This is a genomic window from Stenotrophomonas sp. YJH_SMC_43, from assembly GCF_059372535.1.
On record NZ_JCAFVQ010000008.1, the window covers coordinates 59,198 to 74,451 of the forward strand.

Genomic DNA, 15,254 nt, shown 5'->3' on the forward strand with positions numbered 1-15,254 from the left:
CTGCGCCAACCTGCGCGGCGGGCTAGAATGAAACCTGAATCCGCTCCGGGCCCCCGCCATGTCCGATACCGCCAACCGCGCCTTCGTCCTGTCCGTACTCGTACTGCTGCTGGCGGCGACCCGGGTCAACCACTTCGCGGCCATTCCGGATGCCTCCTGGGCCGTGTTCTTCATCGGTGGCTTCTACCTGGCCCGCTGGACGCGCTGGGCGTTCCCGCTGCTGATGGTGTTCGCCGTGCTGGTCGACTGGATCGTGATCCGCAGCAGCGGACTGGATTTCTGGCAGCACTACTGCGTGTCGCCGGGCTACTGGCTGCTGCTGCCGGCCTACTTCTCTTTGTGGGCCGGCGGCATGCTGCTGGGCCGCAACTACCAGAGCGCGCGCTGGCCGGTACTGGCCAAGGGCGCACTGCTGCTGGTCGCCTCGGTGGCGGTCTGCCACCTGCTGGCTCAGGGCGGCTTCTACTGGTCCAGCCGCAACGTGGCCGAGCCGACCCTGGCCGGCTGGGCGCAGAACTACGCGCAGTGGTTCGGGCCCTACCTGCGCACCACGGCGATCTATGTGGCGCTGGCCGCCGCCCTGCAGCTGGCCGTGGAGCAGGTGTTGAAGCTCCAGCAGGCCCGCCGCGACATCCGCCACTGAGCCGCGCCATGGGTCATCGCCTCTCGCGCATCTACACCCGCACCGGCGACGACGGCAGTACCGGCCTTGGCGACGGCCAGCGCGTGGCCAAGGATGACGCCCGCGTGGCGTCCTTCGGCACCGTCGACGAGGCCAACGCCGCGCTCGGCCTGCTGCTGGCCGCACCCCTGCCCGAGGATGTGCGCGCGCTGGTGGTGCATCTGCAGCACCAGCTGTTCGACCTGGGCGCCGAATTGTGCATCCCCGGCCACGCCGCGATCCATGCCGCCGACGTTTCGGCCCTGGAACAGCAGCTGGACCATTACAACGCCGACCTGCCGATGCTGAAGGAATTCATCCTGCCAGCCGGTGGCGAAGCCGCCGCACGCTGCCATCTGGCCCGCACCATCGTCCGCCGCGCCGAGCGCGAAACGGTCACCCTGGCCCGCCACGAAGCCGTGCGCAGCGAGGCGCTGCAGTACCTCAACCGGCTGTCGGACCTGCTGTTCGTGCTGGCCCGGGTGCTGGCCCGCGCCGATGGCCAGGGCGAAGCGCTGTGGCAACCGCAGCAGCGCCAGCGCTGAGTCGGCACGATGCTGGTCTATACCCACCCGTCCTGCCTGCTGCATGACCCCGGTCCCGGCCATCCCGAATGCCCGCAACGCCTGCAGCATGTGCTGGACGCGCTGCACGCGGCCTTCCCCGGCCAGCTGGACTGGCGCGAAGCGCCGCCGGCCAAGTTCGGCGAACTGACCCGGGTCCACGACAGCGCCCTGCTCGACTTCGTGCTGCAGCCGCAGACCGCGCCGCTGCGCCAGCTGGACATGGACACCTGGACCTCGCCCGGCTCGGCCAGCGCCGCCGTGCACGCCGCCGGTGCCGGTGTGGCCGCAGTCGATGCGGTGATGCTGGGCGAGGACCCGCTGGCCTTCTGCGCGGTGCGCCCGCCGGGCCACCACGCCACCAGCAGCACGGCGATGGGCTTCTGCCTGTTGAACAACATCGCCATCGCCGCCGCCTATGCCCGCGACCGCCATGGCCTGGAGCGGATCGCGGTGGTCGATTTCGACGTGCACCACGGCAATGGCACCCAGGACATCTTCCAGCACGATGCCCGGGTCTCGTACTACAGCACCCACCAGGCCGGGCTGTTTCCCAATTCCGGCCTGCGCCGCGACCGCGGTGCCGGCAACCTGATGAACATCCTGCTGCCGCCGGGCAGCGGCGGCTTCCGCTTCCGCAACGTCTGGGCCGACGAGATGCTGCCGGCCATCGACGACTTCCGCCCGCAGTTGCTGCTGATCTCGGCCGGCTTCGACGCCCACCTGCGTGATCCGCAGGCGGACCTGATGCTGGAGACCGACGATTTCGCCTGGATCACCCGTGAACTGCACGCGCTGGCACGCCGTCACGCGGCCGGCCGGGTGGTCTCGATGCTGGAGGGAGGCTACGACCTGCAGGCCCTGGCCGAATGCAGCGTGGCCCATGTCCAGGCCCTGATCACACCCTCTGCGGGTGGCTCCGCCGGATGAACCCGAACCGGCAGGCTTTGGCGCCCTTCATTGCCCCTATGCAAGGGATGGGGCAAGCTACCGTCCGTTTTCGCCCGAATCCGAACCGCGTGCGCCGAGCCCTCCGCCTGCTTCCCCTGCCTCTGAGCATCGCCATCAGCCTGCCGGCGATGGCCGATGATAAGCCGCTCAACTGGGGCCTGTGCCCGGCCACCGACGTCATTCCCGCGTTCACCGACGCCCCCACCCCGGTCCCGGCCCAGGACAAGGCTGCCGCCGCGGCCGCCCGCGAGAACCAGCCGACCGACATCGAAGGTGACCAGCTGCTGGGCACCACCACCGTGCCGCAGTACGAGGGCAACGTGGCACTGCGCCGGGGTGACCAGTTCGTCGGCACCGACAAGCTCAGCTTCGACACCGAGACCGGCAACTACATCGCCGACGGCAATGTCCGCTACCAGGACGGGTCGATCCGGATGGTCGCCAAGCGCGCCGAAGGCAACCAGGAAAGCGACACCCACAAGATCTCCGACATCAAGTACCAGCTGGTGTCGCGCCGGGGCAACGGCGATGCCGAGTCGGTCGACCTGCAGGGCGCGGTCGGCCAGATGCACCGCTCCACCTACACCACCTGCGACCCGTCGCAGCCGGTATGGAAGCTGTCGGCGCCGCAGATCGAAGTGGACAACGACGAAGGCTTCGGCACGGCCCGCAACGCGGTGCTGCGCATCGGCAAGGTGCCGGTGCTGTGGGCGCCGTACTTCAAGTTCCCGATCGATGACCGCCGCAAGACCGGCCTGCTGTTCCCGCAGCTGGGCATGTCCGGCCGCAACGGTTTCGACTACGCGCAGCCGATCTACTTCAATCTGGCGCCGAACTACGATGACACCCTGACCCCGCGCTACATGAGCCGGCGCGGCCTGCTGCTCGACAACGAGTTCCGCTACCTCTACAACGGCGGCCGTGGCGAGGTGCTGACCAGCTACATGCCCAGCGACAAGCTGCGCGACCGCGACCGCGGCCGGGTGATGTTCGACGGCTACCACAACGTGAACAGCCACTGGCAGGCCCGCGCCAACCTGGCCTGGGTGAGCGACGAGCGTTATGTCGAGGACTTCGCCAACCGCCTGGTGGGCGTGACCGCCTCCAACCTGCAGAGCACCATCGGCCTGTACGGCACCGGCCAGAACTGGACGGCCGGCATCATGGCCGACCGCTGGCAGCTGACCGACTACACCCTCGACGAGCGCGCCCTGCCCTACAACCGCGAGCCACGCCTGTTCTTCAACTGGAACAAGCCGGTGCTGCCGTGGCTGGAAACCGGCATCTACACCGAAGCGGTGCGCTTCACCCACGACGACGTCAACTTCAAGTACGGACCGGACCGGGGCACGGATCTGCAGTACACGCGGAACGGCATCCAGCAGACATCCGGTCTTGGCATCAGCGGTGGCTCGCGCCTGGACGTGAAGCCGTACGTGTCGTTCCCGATCAGTGGCGCGGCCTGGTACATCACCCCGACCCTGGCCTACCGCTATACGGCCTACCAGCTGGACCGCGGCCTGGTCGACGGCGTCAACGGCATCCAGGCCCAGATCCTGCGCTCGCAGGGCATCGACCCGGCCACGGCCACCCCGGAACAACTGCGCGGCAATACCTCGCCCAGCCGCAGCCTGCCGATCGGCAGCCTTGATGCCGGCCTGTTCTTCGATCGCGAGACGTCGATCGGTGGCAAGTCATTCCTGCAGACCCTGGAGCCGCGCCTGTTCTACCTGCGCACGCCCTATCGCAACCAGGACGAGCTGCCGATCTTCGACACCCGTGACTTCACCTTCAGCTGGGGCCAGCTGTTCCGCGACTCGCGCTATACCGGCGCCGACCGCCAGAACGATGCCAACCAGCTGACCCTGGCACTGGGCACCCGCTTCATCGACCAGACCACCGGCAAGGAACGCTTCTCGGCCGCGATCGGCCAGATCCAGTACTTCGACGAATCGCGGGTCAGCACCACGCCGGGCGGCGCACCGGTGGAGAAGGGCAAGTCGGCCTGGATCGCCGACGGCAACTACATGATCAACGACCGCTGGACCCTGGGCGCCACCTACCAGTGGGACCCGAAGTACAAGCGCGAGGATCTGGCCAGCGTCCGCGCCCGCTATCTGATGCCCAACGATGGCGTGATCAACCTCAGCTACCGCTACCGCATCAACGCCGGCGCCCCGGCGACCGCCAACAAGCATGACCGGACCCTGCTGGAGCAGGCCGACCTGTCGTTCCTGTACCCGCTGAATGCGCGCTGGAGCCTGGTGGGCCGGTATTACTACTCGCTGCAGGACAAGGAACCGCTGGAGATCATCGCCGGCGTGCAGTGGGACAGCTGCTGCCTGGCGGTCCGTGCGGTGGCCCGCCGCTACGTACGCAACCGCGAAGGCGACATGAACAATTCCTTCCAGCTGGAATTCGTGCTCAAGGGCCTCAGCTCCATCGGCCAGGACACGGACCGTACGCTGCGCCGTGCTATCCTCGGCTACAACCGCGACGACCTCTATCTCGTGCCGCCCAGCAACACCGGGGCGACCCGGGATGACTACGATCCGAATCAGATCCCATGACCAAGCGCTTCCCCGTTCTTCTCGCCTCCCTGCTGGCGGTGTCCAGCGTGTCCGCCCCCCTGCAGGTGCTCGCGCAGGAGGCGCAGCCGTTGGACCGCATCGCCGCCGTCGTCGACGAGGACGTGATCCTGCAGAGCGAGCTCCAGCGTGCGATCGCCAACATCAAGGCGCAGTACGCCGGCCGTGAAAACCAGCTGCCGCCGGAAGACGTGCTCAGCCGCCAGGTGCTCGAGCGCCTGGTGCTGGTCAAGCTGCAGGTGGCCCGCGCCCAGGGCAGCGGCATCCGCGTCAGCGACCAGGAGCTGAACCAGGCGATGAATGCCATCGCCCAGCAGAACGGCTCGGACCTGGATGCACTGCGCCAGCGCCTGGCCCACGACGGCATCGATTTCAACGATTTCCGTGCTTCGGTGCGCGATGAAATCACCGTGCAGCGCCTGCGCCAGAGCTTCGCGCAGAGCCGCATCAGCGTCAGCGAGGGTGAAGTGGACGCCGCGCTGAAGCAGCAGGCCACGGTGGGCAACCAGTACCACCTGGCGCACATCCTGATCGCCCTGCCCGACGGCTCCAACGCCGACCAGATCGCCACCGGCCAGAAGAAGGCCGAGGGCGTGAAGGCCCTGCTGGACAAGGGTGAGCTGGACTTCAACGCGGCCGCCGTGCGTTATTCGGACAGCCCGAACGCGCTGGAAGGCGGCGATCTGGGCTGGCGCAGCCTGGATGAAATCCCGCAGGCCTTTGCCCAGCTGATGGAAAAGATGAAACCCGGCGAAGTGGTCGGCCCGATCCGCGGCCCCAGCGGCTTCCAGTTGCTGAAGCTGGTGGAAGTGCGTGATGCCAGCGCCGCCAGCGGTGGCGCGCACACGGTCACCGAATACCACGGCCGCCACATCCTGGTGCGCGTGGACGATCACCAGACCGACGCTGCCGCCAAGGCCAAGATCGATACCCTGCGCGCCCGCATCGCCGGCGGCGCGGATTTCGAGACCGTGGCCAAGGAATCCTCCGAGGACAACAACAGCAAGGGCCAGGGCGGCGATCTGGGCTGGTTCCCGGTCGACGCGTTCGGTCCGGCGTTCGGCCAGCAGGTAGCCGGCATCCAGGACGGCGGCGTCAGCCAGCCGTTCCGCACCGATGCCGGTTGGCACATCGTGCAGCGCGTGGCCACCCGCCAGACCGACGTGACCAACGACAACCAGCGCGCCCAGGTCCGCGAGACCATCGGCCGCCGCAAGCTGGAAGACGAGTACAACCGCTTCCTGCAGGAACTGCGCGGCGAAGCCTATGTCAGCTTCCGCAGCGGGGACCGCGCGGAAAACACCGCCACGCCGCCGCAGTCCTGACCGATGCGTCCCGAGCTCGCTCTGGTACCGGGCGAGCCCGCCGGAATCGGCCCGGAGCTGTGTGTCCGCCTCGTCCAGCAGCCGCGTGAAGATTGCCGGCTGCTGGCCTTCGCCGACCCGGATACCCTGCGCGCGGCCGCCGCCGCGCTGAACCTGCCGCTGCAGCTGCTGCCCGAGGACGCCGAAGCACGCGTCCCCGGCGATCTGCGTGTGCGCGTTGTGGCCAATACCGTGCCCAGCCACTTCGGCCAGGCCAACCCGGCCAATGCCGGCGCCGTCATCGGTGCCCTGCTCGGTGCTGGCCAGGCCTGCCTGTCCGGCGAACTGCACGGCGTGGTCACCGGCCCGGTGCACAAGGCGGTCATCAACGAAGGTGGCATCGCCTACAGTGGGACCACCGAACTGCTGGCCGACCAGGCCGGGGTGAAGGTGGTGATGATGCTGGCCAACCACATCGTCCGCGTGGCCCTGGCCACTACCCACCTGCCACTGCGCGAGGTGGCCGACGCGATCACCGCGCCCCGCTTGGAACACATCCTGCGCACCGTGCATGCCGCCCTGCGCCGCGAGTTCGGCCTGCCTGCGCCGCGCATCGCCGTGCTCGGCCTGAATCCGCACGCCGGCGAAGACGGCCATCTGGGTCGTGAGGAGCTGGACCTGATCATCCCGCTGCTGCAGCGTCTGCGCGCCGAGGGCATGGACCTGATCGGGCCGCTGCCGGCCGATACCGCCTTCCTGCCGGCCAAGCTGGCGGGCTTCGACACCGTGCTGGCGATGTACCACGACCAGGGCCTGCCGGTGCTGAAGTATTCGGGCTTCGAGCAGGCGGTGAACCTGACCCTGGGCCTGCCCTACCCGCGCGTGGCGGTGGACCATGGCACGGCACTGGATATGGCCGGGCGCGGCATTGCCGATCCTTCCAGCCTGCAGGCGGCAACGACGTTGTGTGCGCAGCTTGCGCGGCAACGTACACTGAGCGCATGAATTCCCCGCATTCCCCCTCCGGCCCGGTGTTCACCGCCCCGGCCAAGAAGCAGCTTGGCCAGCATTTCCTGGCCGACCGCCACTACATCGACAAGATCGTGATGGCGGTCAACCCGAAAGACGGTGACCGCCTGGTCGAGATCGGTCCCGGCCAGGGCGCGATCACCCTGCCGCTGCTGCGCGTGCATCCGAAACTGACGGTGATCGAGTTCGACCGCGACCTGATCGCGCCGCTGACCGCCGCCGCCGAGCCGCTGGGCGAGCTGACCATCGTCCACCGCGACGTGCTGCGCGTGGACTTCACCGAGCTGGCTGCCGGCCAGCCGATCCGCCTGGTCGGCAACCTGCCCTACAACATCTCCTCGCCGATCCTGTTCCATGCACTGGAACATGCCGCGGTGATCCGCGACATGCACTTCATGCTGCAGAAGGAAGTGGTCGACCGCATGGCCGCCGGCCCCGGCAGCAAGGTGTACGGCCGGCTCAGCGTGATGCTGCAGGCCTACTGCCAGGTGACCTCGCTGTTCGTGGTGCCGCCGGGCGCGTTCCGGCCGCCGCCGAAGGTCGATTCGGCCGTGGTGCGGCTGGTGCCGCGTGACCCGGCCACAATCAACATCAACGACCACAAGCGTTTCGCCGAGGTGGTCAAGGCCGCCTTCGGGCAGCGCCGCAAGACCCTGCGCAACGCCCTGAACAACGTGGTGTCCGCCGAACAGTTCGTTGCCGCCGGCGTGCGTCCCGATGCCCGCGCCGAACAGCTGGACGTGGCCGAATTCATCGCCTTGGCCAATGCCTCCTGATTACACTGCCGGTATGGAAGACGCTGACGTTTATGCCATCTCCGTCGAAGTCGCACCGCGCTTCCTCGACGATCAATCCGCGCCGGAAGACGGGCGCTATGCGTTCGCCTACACGATCCGCATCCACAACCAGGGACGTGTTGCCGCGCGCCTGGTCGCACGCCACTGGCGCATCACCGATGCCAACGGCCGCGTCGAGCATGTCGACGGCGACGGGGTGATCGGCGAGCAGCCGCGCCTGCGTCCCGGTGAAGACTTCCATTACACGTCCGGTGTCATGCTGGGGACCGATCACGGGACCATGCAGGGCCACTACGACATGGTCGCCGACGACGGCACCGAATTTGCCGCGCCGGTCGCACCTTTCGTGCTGGCCATCCCGCGTACCCTGCACTGACACGGAGGCCGAACGATGAGTGTGTGGGCGATCGGCGACCTGCAGGGCTGCTATGACGTCACCCAGCGACTGCTGGAAAAGATCCGTTTCGACCCGGCGCAGGACACCCTGTGGTTCTGCGGCGACCTGGTGAACCGGGGGGGCCAGTCGCTGGAAACGCTGCGGCTGGTGCATTCGCTGCGCGAGCACAGCGTGGTGGTGCTGGGCAACCATGACCTTTCGCTGCTGGCCGTCGGTGCCCGCACCGAAGAGGAACAGCGCAAGGTCAACCCGGACCTGCTGCGCATCGTGCAGGCCGAGGACCGCGACGAACTGCTGGACTGGCTGCGCCTGCAGAAGCTGGTGCACGTGGACCGCGAACTGGGCTGGATGATGGTACACGCCGGCCTGGCGCCGAAGTGGACCACGCAGATGGCCGAGAAGCATGCGGCTGAAGTCGAGGCACAGTTGCACGGCGCCGGCTACCGCAAGTTGTTCCGCAACATGTACGGCGACAAGCCGAGCTGGGCCCCCAACCTGTCCGGCTACGACCGCTCGCGCGCGATCATCAACGTGCTCACCCGCATGCGCTACTGCACCCCGCGCGGACGCATCGGCATCGAGGACAAGGGCACGCCGGGCACGCAGGAACAGGGGCTGTATCCCTGGTTCGAAGTGCCGGGCCGGGTCGAGCGCGACCTGAAGGTGGTCTGCGGCCACTGGTCGGCGCTGGGCCTGACCATCACCCAGGGCGTGCACGCCATCGACACCGGCGCGGTCTGGGGCGGCAAGCTCACCGCGATCCAGCTCGATACCGATGAACTGCGCGTGGTGCAGGTGCCAGGCCGCGATGTACCCGCCCCCGTGCCCAACGCCCGCCCGCCCGCGCGCCCGGCGCACGAGCGCCCGGCTGCGTCGGCGCAGGGCAAGGAACAGGGCGGCGGTAACGCTCCGGCCGCCACCCCGGGCAATCGCGGCCCGCGCCGTCGTCGTCGCCGTGGTGGCGGTGGTGGTGGCTCCGCGGGCCCCGGCAACAGCAGTCCTCCGCCGCAGGCATGACGCGGCGCGGCTGGGCACCATGGATGGTGCTGCTGACGCTGGCCCTGGCCAGCGGCTGCCAGCCAACTTCGGCCCCGTCCCCCACCGGCGGCGGAAACGTCGGCCACACGCCATCGCAACCGCAGGCGCCTTCGCCGCCACTGGTGGCTGCAGCGCGCGCGCAGATCGGCGTCACCACCCGCTACGACCCTGCCTATCAGGTGCTGGCCTATCCCGGTGGAGACGTCCCGGTTGATCGCGGCGTGTGCACCGACGTGGTGGTGCGCGCGCTGCGCAGCCTGGACGTGGACCTGCAGGCCCGCGTGCATGAGGACATGCGCGGCAACTTCAGTGCCTATCCGGCGATCTGGGGCCTGTCACGACCGGATCGCAACATCGATCATCGCCGCGTACCGAACCTGATGCGCTGGTTCGAACGGCAGGGCTGGCAGCAGCCGATCACGGCCCTCGCCGCCGACTACGCGGCCGGCGACATCGTCGCCTGGAAGCTCAACGGCAACGGCCTGCTGCACGTGGGCATCGTCTCCGACCGCAGGCTGGCCAACGGCACGCCGCTGGTGCTGCACAACATCGCGCGCGGCACGCGCGAAGAGAATCTGCTGTTCCAGCACGCCATCATCGGGCATTACCGGATGCCGTAGGCAATCCTGTAGAGCCGAGCCATGCTCGGCTACGGGATGTGTCCGGCAACAGCAGCCGAGCATGGCTCGGCTCTACAGGAAACCATCTTCAGCGGCGCACGTAGTGCACGAAGCGGAACGCGTGGGCATGGCGTTCGTCGGCCGGGTGCGGCTCGCTGCTCACTTCCCGCCAGTCCTGCGCATCCACCTCGGGGAAATGGGTATCGGCGGGGACTTCGGCATCCACCCAGGTCAGGTACAGGTCACTGGCCTGGTCCAGCAGCTGGTGGAAGATCTCGCCGCCGCCGATGATGCACAGCTCGCTGGCGCCCTCGCGTTCGGCAATCGTCTTCGCCTCATCCAGCGACGCTACCGCGCGCATGCCCTCGAACGGCACCTGGCCGCTGCGGGTCAGCACCAGGTTGGTCCGCCCCGGCAGCACGCGGCCGATCGACTCGGCCGTCTTGCGCCCCATCAGGATCGGCTTGCCCAGGGTGAGCGCCTTGAAGTGCTTGAAATCATCTGGCAGGTGCCAGGGCATGGCATTGCCTTGGCCGATGCCACGGTTGCGATCCAGCGCCACGATCATCGACAGCTTCATTGCTACCACCTCCTCAGCTGGCGTCGATCTGCAGGCGTTCGCAGGCAGCGTTGGCGGCACTGGCAGCCTGCAGCGCCGCTGCCAGCTCGGGGCTGGATGTGGACTGCTCATCCAGGCCATCGAGGATCTTCTGCTTCTGCGCCTCTTCGATATCCTTCAGGCCCGGTCCTGACAGGATGTCTGCCGACAACGCAGCAGTGTCGGTGCTGGCACGACGTGCCAGAAATGCCTGCAACTGGTCACTTGAATAGACGGTGGCAAGCTGCTGCTCGAGCATGCGCTGATAGGCCGGATCCTCGACACCCGCCTTCAGGTGCTCGGTCATCGCCGTGTACATGCCGGTTACCGCCTCACGCATCTGCGCCCGGCAGCCTTCCGGCACATCCTGGGGCATCATCGTGCTGCCGTTGAACGCCCCAGCGAACGCCTGCACTTCCTCGCGCATGTGCTTGTGCACGATCTGCTCATTGACCTGCCGGGCCAACGACAGCGCATCGGCCGGTCCGGCCTGCACCATGGCCAGCGGCAACATGCCGCACAGCGCCAGCAGGCCGCTGGAAATCAATCGGGAACTCATACCGCCACCGGCGCCTTGATCGCCGGGTGCGGATCGTAGCCGTCGATGCGGATGTCGTCGAACTGGAAGCCGAACAGGTCGGTCACCTCCGGGTTCAACCACAGCTTCGGCAGCGCGCGCGGTTCACGCGACAGCTGCTCGCGCGCCTGCTCGAAGTGGTTCGAATACAGGTGCGCATCGCCCAGCGTATGCACGAAATCACCCACGCCCAGGCCGGTGGCCTGCGCCACCATGTGGGTCAGCAGCGCGTAGCTGGCGATGTTGAACGGCACGCCGAGGAAGATGTCGCCGCTGCGCTGGTAGAGCTGGCAGCTGAGCTTGCCGTCCACCACATAGAACTGGAACAGGTTGTGGCACGGCATCAGCGCCATCTGCGATAGCTCGCCTACGTTCCAGGCGCTGACCACCAGCCGGCGCGAATCGGGGTTGCGCTTGATCTCGTCCACCAGCCACTGCATCTGGTCGATCTCGCGACCATCGGCGGTGGCCCAGCTGCGCCACTGCTTGCCATAGACCGGGCCGAGGTCGCCGTTCTCGTCGGCCCACTCGTCCCAGATCCGCACCTGGTTGTCCTTCAGGTAGCCGATGTTGGTGTCGCCCTTCAGGAACCACAGCAGCTCATGGATGATCGAGCGCAGGTGCAGTTTCTTGGTGGTGACCAGCGGGAAGCCGTCGGCCAGGTTGAAACGCATCTGCCAGCCGAACACGCTGCGGGTACCGGTGCCGGTGCGGTCGCTCTTCTCGGCGCCGTGCTCGAGCACGTGCGAGAGCAGGTCCAGGTAAGCCTTCATGCCTTGCCCTCGGCAGCCACCGGCAGCTGCGGCTGCAGTACCGGCGCGCGGCGCGACATCACCAGCAGCACCAGGCCGAAGGCGATCAGCGGCAGGCTGAGGATCTGGCCGCGGGTCAGCCAGTCGAAGGCCACGTAGACACCGTTGTCGGGCATGCGCACGAACTCCACGGCGAAGCGGAACAGGCCGTACATCAGCGCGAACAGGCCGCCGACCAGGTAACGGTGGCGCGGCTTGGCCGACACGGCCCACAGCACCACGAACATCACCAGGCCTTCCAGGAACGCTTCATACAGCTGCGACGGATGACGCGCGAACTGGTTCAGCGCACCGGTCGCGAACTGCGTCTGCAGGGTCGCGTGGTCCAGCTGGTTCAGCGGCGCCGGCAGGCCGGACGGGAACACCACGCCCCACGTGCCGTCGGTGTACTTGCCCCACAGCTCGGCGCCGATGAAGTTGCCGATGCGGCCGAAGCCCAGGCCCAGCGGCACCAGCGGCGCCATGAAATCCATGGTGTCGAAGAAGTGCAGCGCGTGCTTGCGCGACCACCACCAGCAGGCACCCAGGACGCCCAGCAGGCCGCCGTGGAAGCTCATGCCGCCATCCCAGACCTTGAACAGCAGCAGCGGGTTGTGCAGGAAATCGCCCAGCGCGTAGAACAGCATGTAGCCGATGCGCCCGCCCAGCACCACGCCGAGCATGGCGTAGAACAGCAGGTCGGAGAAGCCGTTGGCATCGACGCCCGGCAGGCGACCGGCGGCGATGCGCTTGCGGCCCAGCAGCCAGGCCGCGGTGAAGCCGAGCAGGTACATGATGCCGTACCAGTGCACCTTGATCGGCCCCAGCGAGAGGGCGATGGGGTCGATGTCGTGGAAATAGATCATGGAAGGTGCCTTGCGGTTGAACGCCTATTCTCGGGCCAGTGCCGCCCCGGCTCAACCAAGGAGCTGGGGCGAGTTCGGCAACGCGTCATCGTTCGACCGCGTCGAGGCCGGAAAGTGCCCTTCGATCAGGCTGGAGACCTCGTCGATGGCATCCTGCAGCGCTTCCACCGGATGGGAACCACGCAGGCCCTCGCGCAGGTGGGTGCAGACCCGCTGCCACTGCGCCGGGCTGACCCGGCCGTGCAGGCCACGGTCGGCGACGATCTCGATGGCGTGGTCAGCCAGCAGCAGGTAGATCAGCACGCCATTGTTGTGGGTGGTATCCCAGGTGCGCAGGCGGGCAAACGCATGCTCGGCGGCCTGCCGCGGGGTAACCCTGTGCCACAGCGCGGCCAGCGGAAGGTCCGCTTCCACCGCGAACATCACCTGCCCGCCGTGGCGCTGCTCACCGGCCGCGATGGCCTCGGTGATCGCCTGCAGCGTGGCCGGCGGGAACGCGCGCCGTACCGACGGCGAAAACACATGACGACACAGTCGTTGGATCATCACCAGCCCCCCGAAGCACCGCCACCACCGGAGCGGCCACCACCGCCTCCCCAGCCGCCGCCACCGCCAAATCCTCCACCGCCACCGAAGCCGCCGCCCCCGCCCCAGCTGCCACCGCCCCAGCCACCACCACCGGCAAAGCGGCCCGGGTGTCCTGAGAGCATGGCCACGATCAGGCCCACGATGCCCGCCAGGCCACTGGCCAGCAGCGTGGACGTGAACAGGAACGCCGCCAGCGCCGCACCGGCACCGCCGAGCAGGCCACGCAGCGGGCGCGGCACGCGCGAGAACACGCCGCGCAGGATGCTGCCAGCGAACACGCCGATGAACAGCGCCAGGAACCAGGTATCGCCGCCACCGCCGGGTTCCCGCCCACGATGGCCGCTGACCGGTGCCGGCAGCGTTTCGCCATCGATCAGCTTGACCAGCACCGCCGTGGCATCGGTGATGCCACCGGCGTAGTCGCCGCTGCGGAAGCGCGGCACCAGGTATTCCTGGATGACCCGGTTGGCGATGGCATCGGGAATCGCACCTTCCAGGCCGTAGCCCGGCTCGATGCGCACGCGCCGGTCGTCCTTGGCCACTACCAGCAGCACGCCGTCATCCACGCCCTTGCGGCCAATCTGCCACTGGTCGAAGACGCGCGTGGTGTACTGCGCGATGTCTTCCGGCTGGGTGGTGGGCACCACCAGCACCTGCAGCTGGCTGCCCTTGCGCTGCTGCAGTTCCATCGCCTGCTGCACCAGTGCCTGCTTCTGCGCGGCATCCAGCGTGCCGGTGGTATCGACCACGGGCGAATCCAGCGCCGGAACCGGCGCCAGCTGCTGCGCCTGCGACGCCAGCGGCAGCCACAGCAGCAGAGCCAGCAGCGCAGTGGCCAGGCGCATTGGTCAGTGGCCCGGCTGCGGCGCCGGCTGCTGCGGCGCGTTGCCGAAATCAACCGCCGGCGCGTTGGAGATCTGCGCTTCGTTGTCCACGGTGAAGTTCGGCTTGGTCTTGTAGCCGAAGAGCTTGGCGGTGATCACCTGCGGGAACGAGCGGATGTAGGTGTTGTAGTCCTGCACCTGCTGGATGTAACGGCCACGCGCGACGGTGACCCGGTTCTCGGTGCCTTCCAGCTGGGCCTGCAGGTCGCGGAAGTTCTGGTCGGACTTCAGCTGCGGATAGTTCTCGGTGACCACCAGCAGCCGCGACAGCGCGCTGCCCAGTTCGCCCTGGGCCTGCTGGAACTGCTTGAGCGAGGCTTCGTCATCGGCGTTGACATTGATCTGGCCGACACGCGAACGGGCGTTGGTCACTTCGGTCAGCACGCGCTCTTCCTGGCTGGCGAAGCCCTTCACGGTCTGCACCAGGTTGGGCACCAGGTCGGCGCGGCGCTTGTACTGGTTGATGACCTCCGACCAGCTGGCCTTGACCGCTTCATCCTTCTGCTGGATGGCGTTGTAGCCACAGCCGGACAGCAGGGAGGCCAACAGCATCAGGGGCAGGACACGGGTGAACAGGCGCATGGCGGAGGTTCCGGGTGGGCTTGGCGCCGAGCATGCCATGGTTCGGGTGAAAGACCGGCCATCGGGCGCCGCCCCCTCCGCGGTGGTTGGCGAGGAAGCGCTATCGGGGTCGGCCGGGAGGGTGGGTTGGCTGGGGGACGCCGTGAATACGTCCATGTAGCAACTGTGTTGAGAGATGGGCCTTGGCCCCGCCGACAGTCGCACACGGTAGTGCCGGCCGCTGGCCGGCAGCCTTTTGGGGCACGCGCGGTTAGGTTGGCTTCAGGCGGGGATCGATCCGCCTTGAGCGTCACGCACGCGAGCGTTGAGAATCACCAGCATCTTCCTCATCACCGCCACGATGGCTACTTTTCCTTCCTTGCCGCGGGCCCGCAGCGACCGGTAAAAGTCCCGTAATCGTGGCTCATGTCGCATGGCCGA

At 67.7% G+C, this 15,254-nt stretch carries 16 protein-coding genes and 2 pseudogenes; 10 read left to right on the forward strand and 8 right to left on the reverse strand.

The window, feature by feature from the left end:
* The first annotated feature begins 58 nt into the window (after positions 1-58).
* The 10 genes and pseudogenes from AC5QAH_RS20860 (at position 59) to AC5QAH_RS20905 (ending at position 9,948) form a co-directional block, all read left to right on the forward strand.
* Positions 59-643 carry a hypothetical protein gene (locus tag AC5QAH_RS20860; RefSeq protein ID WP_019338105.1) on the forward strand — a complete coding sequence of 195 codons (585 nt, stop codon included), beginning with the start codon at positions 59-61 and terminating at the stop codon, positions 641-643.
* Between the two features lie 8 nt (positions 644-651).
* Positions 652-1,206: a cob(I)yrinic acid a,c-diamide adenosyltransferase gene (locus AC5QAH_RS20865; RefSeq protein WP_043398096.1), complete on the forward strand. Its 555-nt coding sequence runs from the start codon at positions 652-654 to the stop codon at positions 1,204-1,206.
* Positions 1,207-1,215: 9 nt separating this feature from the next.
* A complete protein-coding gene (locus AC5QAH_RS20870; RefSeq protein ID WP_019338104.1) occupies positions 1,216-2,154 on the forward strand; it encodes a histone deacetylase family protein in 939 nt (312 codons plus the stop codon).
* Between the two features lie 89 nt (positions 2,155-2,243).
* Positions 2,244-4,745 (forward strand): LPS-assembly protein LptD, encoded by a 2,502-nt coding sequence (gene lptD / locus AC5QAH_RS20875; RefSeq protein WP_010481829.1) that lies wholly within the window; start codon positions 2,244-2,246, stop codon positions 4,743-4,745.
* Positions 4,742-6,073 (forward strand): annotated as a pseudogene (locus AC5QAH_RS20880) (peptidylprolyl isomerase); the annotation flags it as partial. The gene lptD and the pseudogene AC5QAH_RS20880, both read left to right, overlap by 4 nt.
* 18 nt (positions 6,074-6,091) lie before the next feature.
* Positions 6,092-7,072 (forward strand): 4-hydroxythreonine-4-phosphate dehydrogenase PdxA, encoded by a 981-nt coding sequence (gene pdxA, locus AC5QAH_RS20885; RefSeq protein ID WP_241873303.1) that lies wholly within the window; start codon positions 6,092-6,094, stop codon positions 7,070-7,072.
* Complete coding sequence (gene rsmA / locus AC5QAH_RS20890; protein WP_005408139.1) at positions 7,069-7,872, forward strand: 16S rRNA (adenine(1518)-N(6)/adenine(1519)-N(6))-dimethyltransferase RsmA; 804 nt, start codon at positions 7,069-7,071, stop codon at positions 7,870-7,872. Before pdxA ends, rsmA begins: the two co-directional genes overlap by 4 nt.
* Positions 7,873-7,885: 13 nt before the next feature.
* Complete coding sequence (gene apaG, locus AC5QAH_RS20895; protein WP_005412297.1) at positions 7,886-8,269, forward strand: Co2+/Mg2+ efflux facilitator ApaG/CorD; 384 nt, start codon at positions 7,886-7,888, stop codon at positions 8,267-8,269.
* Between the two features lie 15 nt (positions 8,270-8,284).
* On the forward strand, positions 8,285-9,307 hold the full coding sequence (locus AC5QAH_RS20900; protein WP_197576556.1) for a symmetrical bis(5'-nucleosyl)-tetraphosphatase: 1,023 nt from the start codon (positions 8,285-8,287) through the stop codon (positions 9,305-9,307).
* Positions 9,304-9,948 (forward strand): DUF1287 domain-containing protein, encoded by a 645-nt coding sequence (locus AC5QAH_RS20905; protein ID WP_313310837.1) that lies wholly within the window; start codon positions 9,304-9,306, stop codon positions 9,946-9,948. Before AC5QAH_RS20900 ends, AC5QAH_RS20905 begins: the two co-directional genes overlap by 4 nt.
* 88 nt (positions 9,949-10,036) lie before the next feature.
* On the opposite strand, the gene AC5QAH_RS20910 is transcribed toward AC5QAH_RS20905, so the two are convergent.
* From AC5QAH_RS20910 to AC5QAH_RS20945, 8 genes and pseudogenes are all read right to left on the reverse strand, one after another.
* Entirely contained in the window at positions 10,037-10,528 is a 492-nt protein-coding gene (locus tag AC5QAH_RS20910; RefSeq protein WP_043398081.1) for a dihydrofolate reductase, read from the reverse strand.
* A 13-nt stretch (positions 10,529-10,541) separates the two neighbouring features.
* Positions 10,542-11,105 (reverse strand): hypothetical protein, encoded by a 564-nt coding sequence (locus AC5QAH_RS20915; RefSeq protein WP_224328990.1) that lies wholly within the window; start codon positions 11,103-11,105, stop codon positions 10,542-10,544.
* Positions 11,102-11,896: a thymidylate synthase gene (locus AC5QAH_RS20920; protein WP_012479193.1), complete on the reverse strand. Its 795-nt coding sequence runs from the start codon at positions 11,894-11,896 to the stop codon at positions 11,102-11,104. The genes AC5QAH_RS20915 and AC5QAH_RS20920 overlap by 4 nt, the downstream gene beginning before the upstream one ends.
* Complete coding sequence (lgt, locus tag AC5QAH_RS20925; protein WP_049411645.1) at positions 11,893-12,780, reverse strand: prolipoprotein diacylglyceryl transferase; 888 nt, start codon at positions 12,778-12,780, stop codon at positions 11,893-11,895. The genes AC5QAH_RS20920 and lgt overlap by 4 nt, the downstream gene beginning before the upstream one ends.
* A gap of 51 nt (positions 12,781-12,831) precedes the next feature.
* Positions 12,832-13,326, reverse strand: coding sequence for a TPM domain-containing protein (locus tag AC5QAH_RS20930; protein WP_012479191.1), 495 nt, complete (start codon positions 13,324-13,326; stop codon positions 12,832-12,834).
* A complete protein-coding gene (locus AC5QAH_RS20935) occupies positions 13,326-14,213 on the reverse strand; it encodes a TPM domain-containing protein (RefSeq protein WP_241877334.1) in 888 nt (295 codons plus the stop codon). The genes AC5QAH_RS20930 and AC5QAH_RS20935 overlap by 1 nt, the downstream gene beginning before the upstream one ends.
* A 3-nt stretch (positions 14,214-14,216) precedes the next feature.
* Positions 14,217-14,834 carry a LemA family protein gene (locus AC5QAH_RS20940; RefSeq protein WP_019336335.1) on the reverse strand — a complete coding sequence of 206 codons (618 nt, stop codon included), beginning with the start codon at positions 14,832-14,834 and terminating at the stop codon, positions 14,217-14,219.
* Between the two features lie 261 nt (positions 14,835-15,095).
* Positions 15,096-15,254: pseudogene (locus tag AC5QAH_RS20945) on the reverse strand (IS110 family transposase); the annotation flags it as partial.